12 protein-coding genes are annotated in these 12846 nt (G+C 47.9%); 5 read left to right on the top strand and 7 right to left on the bottom strand.

Annotation, left to right across the window (positions count from 1 at the left end):
- Both mutM and ACTHUE_RS05135 read right to left on the bottom strand, forming a co-directional pair.
- Nucleotides 1-732 (bottom strand): DNA-formamidopyrimidine glycosylase (mutM, locus tag ACTHUE_RS05140; RefSeq protein ID WP_440423081.1); only part of this gene is annotated, 732 nt, incomplete at its 3' end.
- 44 nt (nucleotides 733-776) lie between these two features.
- Nucleotides 777-1436: a class I SAM-dependent methyltransferase gene (locus tag ACTHUE_RS05135; protein ID WP_049336494.1), complete on the bottom strand. Its 660-nt coding sequence runs from the start codon at nucleotides 1434-1436 to the stop codon at nucleotides 777-779.
- 155 nt (nucleotides 1437-1591) lie between these two features.
- Here ACTHUE_RS05135 and ACTHUE_RS05130 point away from each other — a divergent pair, with 155 nt between their 5' ends.
- Nucleotides 1592-3700: a LysM peptidoglycan-binding domain-containing protein gene (locus tag ACTHUE_RS05130; RefSeq protein WP_049336493.1), complete on the top strand. Its 2109-nt coding sequence runs from the start codon at nucleotides 1592-1594 to the stop codon at nucleotides 3698-3700.
- A 240-nt stretch (nucleotides 3701-3940) separates the two neighbouring features.
- Here the strand turns inward: ACTHUE_RS05130 and ACTHUE_RS05125 are convergent, their stop codons facing one another.
- The 5 genes from ACTHUE_RS05125 to gatC all read right to left on the bottom strand — a co-directional run bounded on the left by ACTHUE_RS05125 (nucleotide 3941) and on the right by gatC (nucleotide 9164).
- Nucleotides 3941-4945, bottom strand: a complete 1005-nt coding sequence (locus ACTHUE_RS05125; RefSeq protein ID WP_004520131.1) for an FAD-binding oxidoreductase — start codon at nucleotides 4943-4945, stop codon at nucleotides 3941-3943.
- A gap of 79 nt (nucleotides 4946-5024) precedes the next feature.
- Nucleotides 5025-6455: an Asp-tRNA(Asn)/Glu-tRNA(Gln) amidotransferase subunit GatB gene (gatB, locus tag ACTHUE_RS05120; protein ID WP_003685244.1), complete on the bottom strand. Its 1431-nt coding sequence runs from the start codon at nucleotides 6453-6455 to the stop codon at nucleotides 5025-5027.
- Between the two features lie 101 nt (nucleotides 6456-6556).
- The gene (locus tag ACTHUE_RS05115; protein ID WP_049336490.1) at nucleotides 6557-7177 is read right to left on the bottom strand and encodes a trimeric intracellular cation channel family protein; all 621 of its coding nucleotides are present in this window, start codon (nucleotides 7175-7177) and stop codon (nucleotides 6557-6559) included.
- Nucleotides 7178-7274: 97 nt separating this feature from the next.
- Entirely contained in the window at nucleotides 7275-8723 is a 1449-nt protein-coding gene (gene gatA / locus ACTHUE_RS05110; protein ID WP_049336489.1) for an Asp-tRNA(Asn)/Glu-tRNA(Gln) amidotransferase subunit GatA, read from the bottom strand.
- A 150-nt stretch (nucleotides 8724-8873) separates the two neighbouring features.
- Entirely contained in the window at nucleotides 8874-9164 is a 291-nt protein-coding gene (gene gatC / locus ACTHUE_RS05105; protein ID WP_003685110.1) for an Asp-tRNA(Asn)/Glu-tRNA(Gln) amidotransferase subunit GatC, read from the bottom strand.
- Nucleotides 9165-9388: 224 nt separating this feature from the next.
- Here gatC and ACTHUE_RS05100 point away from each other — a divergent pair, with 224 nt between their 5' ends.
- The 4 genes from ACTHUE_RS05100 to ACTHUE_RS05085 form a co-directional block, all read left to right on the top strand.
- On the top strand, nucleotides 9389-10426 hold the full coding sequence (locus ACTHUE_RS05100; protein WP_039862245.1) for a rod shape-determining protein: 1038 nt from the start codon (nucleotides 9389-9391) through the stop codon (nucleotides 10424-10426).
- An 11-nt stretch (nucleotides 10427-10437) separates the two neighbouring features.
- Nucleotides 10438-11280: a rod shape-determining protein MreC gene (mreC, locus tag ACTHUE_RS05095; protein ID WP_049336487.1), complete on the top strand. Its 843-nt coding sequence runs from the start codon at nucleotides 10438-10440 to the stop codon at nucleotides 11278-11280.
- A gap of 4 nt (nucleotides 11281-11284) precedes the next feature.
- Entirely contained in the window at nucleotides 11285-11785 is a 501-nt protein-coding gene (gene mreD / locus ACTHUE_RS05090; RefSeq protein WP_049336486.1) for a rod shape-determining protein MreD, read from the top strand.
- 4 nt (nucleotides 11786-11789) lie between these two features.
- The coding region (locus tag ACTHUE_RS05085) for a penicillin-binding transpeptidase domain-containing protein (RefSeq protein ID WP_440423079.1) at nucleotides 11790-12846 on the top strand (1057 nt) is incomplete at its 3' end.

Below are 12846 nucleotides of genomic sequence, written 5' to 3'. Positions count from 1 at the left end.
GCCATAGACCGTATATTCCTGCTGAAAGTAGCCGCTTTTGCCATCGCTATTGACAAAGTCCCGCAGCGTACTGCCGCCCGTTGCAATCGCCCTTTGCAGAACCGCTTTAACGGTTTCCACCAATAATGCGCATTCTTTCTTGGTCAGCTTATTTGCCGGATGCAATGGCGAAATACCTGCCTTAAACAGACTTTCATTCGCATAAATATTGCCAACACCAACCACCACCGCATTATCCATCAGCGCTAATTTGACTGCACGCTTTTGGGTTTTCAATTTCTGATACAGGTAATTTGCATCAAAATCGTCCGAGAGCGGCTCCGGCCCCAGTTTTTCCAACAGCGGATGATGCTCGGCAATACCCTCATACCACAATACCGCACCAAATTTACGCGGATCGTGATAACGCAATACGGTGCCGTCATCAAATACAAAATCTAAATGATCATGCTTATCCGGCGTGGCGATGCGCTCATCATCGGCGGTAAAAATCCGCAAACTTCCGGACATACCCAAATGAATAAGTAAAATACCCGTTTCAAAAGTAATAATCAAATACTTCGCACGCCGACTGCATGCCAAAACTTTGTGCCCAGCCAAAATTTGCGCCAAGTTTGGATGAATAGGCCATCTCAATTTAAACTGGCGAATAATGACTTTTTCTATCTTCTTGCCATCAATATGAGGCGCGATTCCGCGTAAAGTCGTTTCCACTTCAGGTAATTCAGGCATCGTTATTCTCCAAATTCATCATTAATATACAGGCCGTCTGAAAACTATTCGGCCAAACGTGCCGTACTTAAAGCAACCGTATTGCCATCAAATGCAGATTCCAATTCAGGCAAAGGATGGACACCAATCAAATGTTTCGTTAACACCATCCCATAAACCGCTGCACACTGCGGCCACCACCTATCCCCTGCCTTTTCCATAAACCGCCAAAACTTCAAAGCAGAAGGCGAATTCACAGCAGGCAGATAATCCATAAACTGCCCATATTCTATTTCAAAACCAATATCCGCAATTTTTCGTTTCAACTCAGCCAGAGCCAAGCATTGAGATTTCAAAGGCAGCTTTTCCCCATCAAACCAAGAGCTCAACCCCCACAAAGATTTAGGGTTGAACCCCGTCAAAATCAATCTGCCTTCAGGTTTTAATATCCTAAACGCCTCTTGCAACACCAAATCTGCAGATGAAACTTCCAAAAGATGGGGCATCAATAACACATCCACGGAATGCGTTTCAAATGCCAACATTTCAGCATCCATCCGCACATCGCGAGGCACTACAAGCATGTTTTCAGACGGCCTCTGCCATACACCGCCCAATTGAACCGCCACCTGCCTATTCAAATACTGCAAATGCCGTCTGAAAAAATCCGCCTCTTTTTGAGCAAGATATTGTCCCATTGGCGTTTGCATAAAAAAAACTTCCATTAAAGGCCCCCTATGCATCCCGACTTGTGTGACAGAATTTTAACACCACGGCCACATCACACAAGCAAATTCCCTGCTCGACTTGACGTTTAAATGCTGAAACGATACTATCAAAAAGACGAAATTTTATTATATATTTGATAACTTTATTTACTATGGCAAAACTAAAAACCATCGCTCTGACCGTTTCAAGCCTGTCGGCGGTTTCCGCCACAGCCTACGCACAAAACGCTACACCCAACCAAGTCGGCATGGCCATGATGCGCCTCAACTCCGCCCTGCTCGACCAAGCCAAAGCACAAACCTTCGGCTCCGGCAGCTTATGGGCATCGTTGCGTAAAGACTTCCGCATCAACGAAGTCAATACAGAACTGGTTCGCCGCCATGAAAACAAATTTGCTGCAAACAGTGCATATTTCGACCGCACCATCTCCCGCAGCAAACCTTATATGTACCATATTGCCAATGAAGTTAAAAAACGCAATATGCCCGCCGAAATCGCTTTGCTGCCCTTCATTGAAAGCGCATTCGTAACCAAAGCCAAATCACACGTCGGCGCATCCGGCCTGTGGCAATTTATGCCGGCTACCGGCCGCCACTTCGGCTTGGAAAAAACGCCTTTGTATGACGGCCGCCACGACGTTTACGCCGCTACCGATGCTGCATTGAACTACCTGCAATACCTGCACGGTATGTTCGGCGACTGGTCTTTGGCGCTTGCCGCTTACAACTGGGGCGAAGGTAACGTCGGCCGTGCCGTAAACCGCGCCCGTGCGCAAGGTTTGGAACCAACATACGAAAACCTGCGTATGCCGAACGAAACACGCAACTACGTTCCAAAACTATTGGCAGTACGCAATATCGTTGCCAATCCGCAAACCTTCGGTATGAATATCAGCGAAATCAGCAATCAGCCGTATTTCAAATCTGTCAGCATCGACAAACCTATTGATAACAGCACAATCGCTCGTTTTGCAAACATCAGCGAAAGCGAACTGTTGGCACTCAACCCAGGTTTCAATGCCCCGGTATTTATCCCTAAAAACAATCGTCGCCTGTTGTTGCCGGTTTCTGCGGTTTCTGCATTTGAAAAGAACTACCGCAATGCCAATCCAGATACCCTGATGTCTTGGGATATTTATACTTCTTTGGGCAACAAGAAGCTTAACGCCATTGCCAACGATACCGGCATGAGCGTAGCCGAACTCAAACGCCTCAACGGCCTGAGCGGTAGCGCCATTTCTGAAGGCCGCAGCATTTTGGTGGCTAAAAACTCAGTTACCCAAAGTCAAGACATTATTAACTTTATCGACAAAGACAATACGCCGGATACTTACCAATCCAATATGCCGGCTATGTCGCCGATTATTGCTTCAAGCGTAGCAGAACCGGTTAAAGTTGCTCAAACTACCGTGACCAATATTGTTGCTCCTGTTGTTCCACAGTCCAGCAAACCGGTTGACTTTATTGCACGCAGCAAAACTGAAAACGTTACTTCCGTAGCGGTAACAGAAACCAAGGCGCAGCCTCAAGTTGCAAGTGCGGAAGTAGCCGCCCCTATTGTAGCCATGACCCATATTACTGCTGAGCCTGCTGCCACAAATGTTGCTGAAGCACCAAAAGCAGCTATCCCTGCCGACTTGACTGCACCGACTGTTGCCGCAAACGATGTAGCCCCTACTCCAGCAGTTGAATCTGTTGCTGTTGCTCCGGTTCAAGAAGAGCATGATGACCTGATGGCTTTGGTACAAAGCCAACCTGCGGAGGAACCTGCAGCGACTGTTGCTGAAGCGACTTCTGAAGCCAAACAAGTTCAAACTGTTGTGACTGCCGAAAGCGCTCGTACAGCACGTATCGCAGCCAATACCGCTAAACAACAACAACGCATCAATGCGCGTCTTGCCCGTGTAAATGGCCAACAAAACACACAAACTGCAGCACTTGCAGCAGGCACACACCGTGTGGAAGATGGTGATACGTTGTTTAATATCTCCAAACGTTACAACTTGAGCGTAGCTGATTTGATTATTGCCAACAACATCAAAGGCAACAATATCAGAAAAGGCCAAATCCTCCGTGTTACAGCTACTCCGGCAAAAGTCCGCAGCAACCCGGTTCAAAACGTTTCCTACACTGTACGTAAAGGCGATACCCTGAACACCATCGCCAGCCGTTTCAATGTTGATATTAACGATATCCGCCGTTGGAACCGCAATACCCGTACCGTATCTCCCGGTCAACGTTTGAAACTGATTGGTAGCTAATATTATCTTTAAAACAAAGGCCGTCTGAAAGATTCAGACGGCCTTTTTCTTGATGATAGATAATCAAGTTAATGTTTGATAACAAACAGAATAGTCTTTACTTAAAGATAAAAATATTTTTTGAAAATTACTGTATAAAAAAAGAGTGTGCAAAAACACACTCTCTTCTTCAAACGAATTGTCGTCAAACCCTATGCTAAATACCCTTATCCAAACATATGAATTCCGTAAAATATATTCCTATGCCGGTGAAAAAGCATCACAGAAGAAGGCATCTTCCGGTAAAGCGCAATTTTGAGTCAGCAAACTTTGCGCACTCTCGGTCATAGCTGGTGACCCACAAGCATAAACTTCGTATTGGCTCAAATCAGGATAATTTTGTGCGGCAACATTTTGCACGTACCCATTCTCCCCTTTCCAATCGGAATCAGGCTTAGAAAGAACAGGCGAGAATTTCGCATTTTTCAGACGGTCTATTAATGCTTCTGCTTCTTCCAATGCGTACAAATCCTCCTGCTGACGTGCTCCCCAGTAAAAATGAACCTGACGTTCGCTATTCTGATGAATCAAATCAAGCAAGATGCTGCGGATAGGTGCGTAACCTGTACCCGTTGCCAACAAAACAATCGGTTTATTGCTGTCCTGTTGCAAAGTGAATGTACCTAATGGCCCTTTAACGCGGACAATGCCTTTTTCTTTGATTTTAGGCTCGGCACCAAAAATCATTTCTGAGCATACGCCGTTTTCACGTTTGCGGATATGCAGGTCCAAAACACCTTCTTGGTCAGGAGAATTGGCAATTGAATAGCTGCGGCTGATATTGCCGGGAAGCAGCAAATCAATATATTGTCCGGCATAAAATGCAAATGACGGCGCTTTAGGCAAAGCCAATCGCAACAAAGCAACATCATGTTTGATTTCAATCGTTTCAATGCGTACAGGCAAAGTGCGCACCGGCAAAGCATTTTGATTAAAACCCGGCACATTGATTTTGAGGTCGCTCTTTGCAGTGGTACAGCACAATAACACTTTACCTTGTGCTTTTTCTTCTTCACTGATGGCTTTATCAATATGTTTGCCCATTTCAAATTCGCCACTAATCAACTCAGCCTTACACTGCCCGCAGGCACCACTTTTGCAAGAATGAGGCAAATTTAAATTCTGACGGGTTGCGGCAGCAAGAACAGTTTCGTCCTCATTCGCCGTAAATGTAGTTTGATCTGGTAAGGTAATGGTATGTGTCATGGTATTTAGAATAAATTTATTATCAAAAACAAAGGCCGTCTGAAAATAAAACCTGTTTTCAGACGGCCTATCCTATCTATCAAGCCAATTTGGCTTTAATCAACTCTTGAACCTGAGCCGGATTGGCCTTGCCTTTACTTGCTTTCATCACTTGGCCGACAATCGCATTTAAGGCTTTTTCATTACCGGAACGGAATTGCTCAATGGCTTTCGCATTGTTTGCCAACACTTCATCCACCATCGCTTCAATTGCGCCAGTGTCAGTAATCTGTTGCAAACCATGTTTTTCGATGATTTCGGCAATACCTGCTTCAGGCTCAGCCCACATCGCTTCAAAAGCTTTTTTCGCCAATTTGCTGCTTAATGTTCCATCTGCAACTTTAGCAACCAACTCGGCAAGGCGTGGAGCTGTAATCGGGCTTTCAGCCAATTCCAAACCTTCTTTGTTCAAGGTAGCGGCAAGCTCGCCGTTCATCCAGTTCGCCGTCAATTTACCTTGGCCGCAGGCTTTGGCCGCTTCTTCAAAATAGGCAGCTTGGGCGCGGCTGGCAGTCAACAGGCGCGCATCATAGTCAGACACGCCGTAATCGGCAACAAAACGCGCCGCCATTTCATGCGGCAACTCAGGCATTTGCTCTTTGGCCTTTTGCAATTGGCCGTCTGAAATAATGACCGGCAGCAAATCCGGATCCGGGAAATAGCGGTAATCGTGCGCATCCTCTTTCAAACGCATCACACGGGTTTCGCCTTTTTCAGGATCAAACAGCATGGTTGCCTGCTGTACTTTACCACCATCTTCCAAAATTTCGATTTGCGCTTCCACTTCATAATTGATGGCTTGTTCCAAGAAGCGGAAAGAGTTGAGGTTTTTGATTTCACGGCGTGTACCGAACTCGGCCTGACCTTTTGGACGTACAGAAACGTTGGCATCAACACGGAACGAACCTTCCGCCATATTACCGTCGCAAATATCCAGCCAAGTCACTAAACCATGCAACGCTTTAGCATATGCCACAGCTTCGGCTGCGGAACGCATTTCAGGCTCGGAGACAACTTCCAACAAAGGCGTACCGGCACGGTTCAAGTCGATACCGGTAGCACCGTTCAAACCTTCATGTACGGATTTACCCGCATCTTCTTCCATGTGCGCACGGGTAACATTGATGGTTTTAACCTCGTCACCCACTACGATTTCCAATTTGCCATGCTCAACAATCGGCAAATCCAACTGACTGATTTGATAGCCTTTCGGTAAATCAGGATAGAAATAGTTTTTACGGTCGAACACGTTTTTCTGATTAATTTTCGCATCCAAAGCCAAACCGAGTTTGATGGCTTTTTCGACGACTTCGCGGTTCATTACCGGCAATACGCCCGGCAACGCACACTCAACCACGCTGGCATGGGCATTAGGTTCGGCACCGAATGCAGTGGATGCGCCGCTGAAGATTTTGGATTGGGTGTTGAGTTGGACGTGGATTTCCAGTCCGATTACGGTTTCCCAAGTCATAAGGGTCTTTCTGTCGAAAAAAAAGTTAATCGGTTAAATGAGTGATTCGTTTTTCAGACGGCCTGAATAAAAAACCATAACAGGCCGCCTGTAAGATAAGTTTATTTCCTGCGGCGTTGGAAACCGGGCAGTTGCCAATGGAAATGGTATGCAGTCAGACGGAACAACAATCCGCCGGCAAAGAGCAGGTTTAACGTAAAAATATTAATCCAGCCCAAATGCCCGAACAGATAAATCAGCCCGCCAATCAAAATAGCCACGCTGCCGTAAAGGTCGGTACGCAAAATCATCGGTACATCATTGACCAAAATATCGCGCGCAATACCGCCACCAACGGCAGTCACAAAAGCCAAAGAAATAACGCCGAACAGATTAAGCTGCAAAGCCATACCGATTTGTGCACCGGTAATGCTGAACGCTGCCAAACCAATGGCATCGGCAATAATAAAAGCAGCGGCCAAATAGGTGCTGCGATAACGTTGCACCCTTATCAACCATGCGATAGCAAGCGTAGCAAACACAACAATCAGCGCATCGGTTTGCAAAAACACTTGCGGAATCCGGCCAACCAAGCCATCGCGTATCATGCCGCCGCCGACAGCCGTCAGTAACGCAGTAATGACGACACCGAGCACATCCAACCGCTTGTTGTAGCCGACCAAATAGCCTGAAATGGCAAACGCAGCTGTCCCAATGATTTGAATGAAGTCGGTGGCTGTCATGTTTTTAAATATCTACAATATGCAGCACCTCAATACATTCAGGCGCTTTTATATGGTTTATTTTCAGACGGCCTTGAATCATCAAGGCCCTAAAACATTATTCCGGCGCTTTGGTGTGCCAATCGCTGCTCAGCTGAACCTGATGTGCGGCACCCAAAATTTTGGCTTCGGAGAAATAGTTGCCGATAAATTGCACACCAATCGGCAGGCCGTTTGCGCTGAAACCGGCTGGCAGAGTCAATGCGGGCAAACCGGCAAGGTTCACGGCGATGGTGTAAATATCGGACAAGTACATTTGTACAGGGTCGTGAATGTCGCTGCCGAGTTTTGGCGCGGCAGTCGGTGCAGTCGGCGCCAAAATGAAATCACATTGACCAAAGGCCGTCTGAAAATCATTGGCAACCAGACGACGCAGTTTTTGCGCTTTCAGATAATAAGCATCGTAGTAACCATGACTCAATACATAAGTACCGATCATGATACGGCGCTTAACCTCGCTGCCGAAACCTTCGGCACGGGTGTTACTATACATTTCTTCCAAATCGCCGAATTGCGCCGCACGGTGGCCATAACGTACGCCGTCAAAACGGGATAAGTTGGTACTTGCTTCCGCAGAGGCGAGAACGTAATAAGCAGGAATCGACAATGATGTTTGCGGCAGGGAAACTTCAACAGTCTCTGCGCCTTGAGCTTTGAGCAAATCGATAACACTTTGCAAGGCCGTCTGAACATCGGCATCCGCGCCTTCGCCGAAATATTCTTTAGGCAAACCGATTTTCAAACCTTTGAGCGGCTTGTCCAAATCACGGGTGTAGTCTTCTTTGTCGCGCTCCAAGCTGGTGGAATCGCGCTCGTCAAAGCTGGCCATGGCGTTCAACAAAATCGCGCAGTCTTCGGCCGTTTGCGCCATAGGACCGGCTTGGTCAAAGCTGGAAGCATAAGCAACCATACCAAAGCGTGAAACCGTACCGTAAGTCGGCTTGATGCCGGTAATGCCACAATGCGATGCTGGCTGGCGGATAGAACCGCCGGTATCCGAACCTAACGCAGCCGGTGCCAAACGCGCCGCAATCACAGCAGCCGAACCGCCTGACGAACCGCCGGGAACATGCTCAAGATTCCATGGGTTTTTGGTTGCGCCGTAGAATGAAGTCTCATTGGTCGAACCCATGGCAAATTCGTCCATATTGGTACGGCCGAGAGTCACCATGCCGGCATCCAACAGGTTTTGCACCACAGTGGCAGTATAAGGAGAAACAAAGTTATCCAACATTTTGGAGCTGCATGCACTGCGCCAACCTGTTTGGCAGAAAATATCTTTATAAGCAACCGGCACACCGGTCAAAGCCGTTGCATTGCCGGCTGCGATACGCGCATCGGCTGCTTTGGCCTCAGCAAGGGTCTTATCTTGATCGATGGTCACATAGCCGTTGATGGCAGGGTTTTTCGCAGCAATAGCGGCCAAATATTCGGTCGCCAATTCGACTGCGGAAATTTGTTTGGATTGCAGCAGGCTGCTGGCTTGTTTGAGCGTGTAAGCGGTCATTGTGCCGTACTTTCTATAAAACAGTTTTTGCTTTCAAAACAGATATTGAAAACATCCGTTTAAATCAATAAATCGGGCCGTCTGAACAAAGTATCCTTTCAGACGGCCTTGCAATAGGGGCTTGCCGATAAGCAAAGGCCATCTGAAACCTTATTCTTCAATCACTTGAGGAACGATATACAGTCGGTTGCGCACTTCGGGGGCAACAGCCTGATATTCTGCGGCATGATCGGTTTCAGTCACTTTATCTTCGCGCAGGCGCAAAGCGGCTTCGTGCGGATGCGCCATGGGTTCAATGCCGTCGGTATTGACGCTTTGCATGTTTTCAACCATGGCGAAAATGTCGTTCAACTCGGCAAGCGTTTTGTTTTTTTCTTCGTCCGTTAAAGTGAGGCGCGAGAGTTTTGCGATTTTTTCCACATCATTTAAGCTTAAAGCCATAAAAAATCCTTGTCTGATAGCAATGCCTCTTAGGTTTGGGGTATCATTGCATTTCGTCTTCTATGAAGCGAAGAATTATAACCGAAAACCAAACAGGTTGGCATGGTGTTTTAATTCAGACGGCCTTTTAAGGGGGCATTTATCCGTCTTAAACCGTGTACCTGTTTTTCTTATTTTAAATAATGCTAAACACATCCGGGCTGGGCCGGAATTTCAGGAATCCTATGTTTCGTCTTTTATCTCGTTTCCTCTCCAATGATATTGCCATCGACTTGGGCACGGCCAACACGCTGATTTTTGTACGCGGCAAAGGGATTGTTTTGGATGAACCGTCTATGGTTGCGATTCAATCCGGCGCAGGCAATAAAAGTAAAATTATGGCTGTGGGCACGGAAGCCAAAAAAATGCAGGGCCGTGCGCCGCGCAATATTGAAATCGTCCGCCCGATGAGGGACGGCGTGATTGCTGATTTTGTGATTACCGAGCGTATGCTGGGTATGTTGATTAAAAAAGCCACCGAAGGACGGTCTTTGGTTCCGCCTCGTGTGGTTATCTGTGTTCCGGGCGGCTCTACCCAAGTGGAACGTAAAGCGATTTTGGATTCAGCGTTTGCCGCCGGCGCGGCAAGCGTACATTTGATTGAAGAACCGATGGCTGCCGCTTTAGGCGCAGGCTTGCCGATTGAAGATGCGGCAGGTTCGATGATTGTCGATATTGGCGGCGGTACGACTGAAATCGGTATTCTTTCACTGGGCGGCATGGCCTATTCTGCTTCTGTCCGCGCAGCCGGCGATGAATTCGATAAAAGCATCATCCATTACCTGCGCCGTCATCGCGGTGTCTTGATTGGTGAAGCTACGGCAGAAGAATTGAAGAAACAAATCGGCTCTGCATCGGGCTTTGAAACCGAAACAGCCATGCGCATTAAAGGCCGTGATCTGGCTGAAGGCACGCCTAAATCCTTGGCGGTTACATCAAATGAAATCCGTGAAGCATTGAGTGAAACGGTAAATCAAATCATCCGTGCCGTCCGTCTGGCTTTGGAACAGGCTCCACCCGAACTGGCCGGCGACATTGCCGACCGAGGCATTATGCTGACCGGCGGCGGCGCGCTTCTGCACGGTATTGATACCGTCTTAGCCGATGCAACCGGCCTGCCCGTCGGTATTGCCGACCAGCCTCTGAACTGCGTTGCCTATGGCGCCGGTAAGGCTTTGGACTATATCGGCAAATGGGATACCGTATTCACGGAAAACCCATAAGGTAGATGGTTATGGAACGCTCTTCTTTGCGCTTTGACGAGGCAAAAGGCCCTAAGCTGTTGCCTCGTTTTGTCGTTTATATCACGCTGGCTGCCGGCCTGATGGTGGCCGATTACCGCTTTTCATTGATGCAGCCTGTACGTGCGGCAGTAATGCCCATGCTCTATCCTGTTCAATGGCTGGCGAATCAACCTGTTCAACTTTATCAATATTTTGCCGACCTCTCCCAGTCCAAATCTGAGCTCTTGGAACAGAACCGCCGGCTTTTGGAAGAAAATGGCCGTCTGAAAATCGATTTGCAGCGGGATAAAGTCAATACCGATGAATTGCGCGAATTGAAAAAACTGTACGGTTTGCAACAAAAAGGCATTCACAACGTTATCGGTGCGGAAGTCATTTCCAATGGTAAAGATCCGCTTTCCGAAAGACTGATTATCGGCAAGGGCAGCCAAGATGGCTTGAAAGTTGGCGATGCGGTCATCGATCAAAGCGGTTTGATTGGCCTGTTGACACAAGTCCACACACAAAGCGCGGAAATTGAACTGATCTCAAGCGGACAAAGCATTGTCCCCATAGCCGTCAGCCGTACCGGCGAACGCAACTTGGCATACGGCAATGGCAACGGTTTGGATTTGCGCTATTTCCCAACCGGCTCAGACTTGAAACCCGGCGATATTCTGCTGACTTCTGGTTTGGATGGTACTTATCCGGCGGGGATTCCCGTTGCAACCGTCAGCAAGGTTGTTCGCGCATCGGGAACGCCTTATTACGATACGCAACTGACGCCTTTGGCCGCTTTACGCAGCAGCCGTTTTGTCTTGGTACTTTCTTCCGGCCCTTCTTCCCCACGCTGATTTCATGAACGATTTTGACGATTCTTACCGTGCAGTACCGCTGCACATCATGGCGGCCAGTCTCATTGTGATGATGATACTGGACTTTATGCCGTTTTCCTTTGACGGATTCTTCTGGCTGCCTGAAATGACGGCACTGATGTTACTGTATTGGGCATTGCACCAACCGCAACGCGCAGGCATGGGACTGGCTTTTGCCATCGGTCTGATTGTCGATGCAGCAACCGCCGCGACTTTGGGATTACATGCCCTGTCTTACGTCGTGATGACTTATTTCATCTTAAACCGCCGCCGCCAAATCATGCTTTACGGCCATATTATGCAATTGGCCGCTGTCTTGGCTGCGCTGCTTCTCAATCAGGCCGTCTTAACTGTTGCCCGTCTGTTCCTCAATCATCAGGTCATTACTTTGCAAGGCTTTGTTGCCCCATTTGTCGGCGCATTGCTTTGGCCGATACTCAGCCAGCTGATGCTGATTGTGACCCGTATTTACCGCTCCCACTGAAAAGATGAAACCGATTCTTCCACGCCGTCTTTCCGGTGGTCAACATACCAAAAAACCTTCTGCTCAGGCTGCACAAGCCGACGCTTTATTGCGCCTGCTCGTTGCTTTTGTCCTGATTGTCATCTTCTTTTCCATCTTGCTGGCGCGGTTCTTTTACTTGCAAGTGACTCAACACAATGAGTTTTCCGGTCAGGCATCGAGTAACCGCATCACCCTGATTCCAACTCCGCCCGTACGTGGCGAAATCGTCGATATCAACGGCGTTCCTTTGGCCAAAAACTATCCAGTCTTTTCGCTCGAAGTTATTCCCAGCCGCATCGAAGGTAAGATGGAAGATGTCATTGAAGCATTGAAAAAATACGTCGATATCACGCCGACAGATTTAAAACGCTTCAAAAAATACCGCGAAAGCTATCGAAAATTTGAAAATATCCCACTCAAGCTCAGGCTGACCGATGAAGAGGCAGCCCGTTTGTCCGTGCATCTGCGCGAATTCAAAGGCGTAGAGGTCAACTCACGCACATTTCGCGAATATCCTTACGGCAAGCTGACCTCCCATTTCTTAGGCTACATCGGCCGTATTAGCGATAAAGACAAAGAAATTCTGGAAGAAGAAGGCCTGACTGCCCTCTATCGCGGCAGTACGCATATCGGCAAATCAGGCTTGGAAAAATATTACGAACACCAGCTTCATGGCATCCCAGGCTATCAGGAAGTCGAAAAAGACGCTTACGGCAATATCGTCCGCATATTGAAAAATGTCCCGTCCAAAATGGGGCAAACCTTGCGCCTAGGCATGGATATCCGCATGCAGCAGGAAGCCGACCGCATCTTGGGCGACCGCCGTGGCGCATTGGTGGCCATCAATCCGCAAGACGGTACTGTTTTGGCATTTGTTTCCAAACCTTCCTTCGATCCCAACCTCTTTATTGATGGCATCGACAGCGACACTTGGAAAATGCTGAATGACGATTGGAAAAAGCCTTTGATCAACCGCGTTACCCAAGGCCTTTATCCGCCGGGTTCTACATTCAAACCCTTTATGGGCATGGCTTTGTTGG

The organism is Neisseria sp. P0021.S005 (assembly GCF_051956955.1).
Note: the sequence above shows the minus strand (reverse complement) of the source record. Positions and strands in the feature narration are given on the sequence as shown.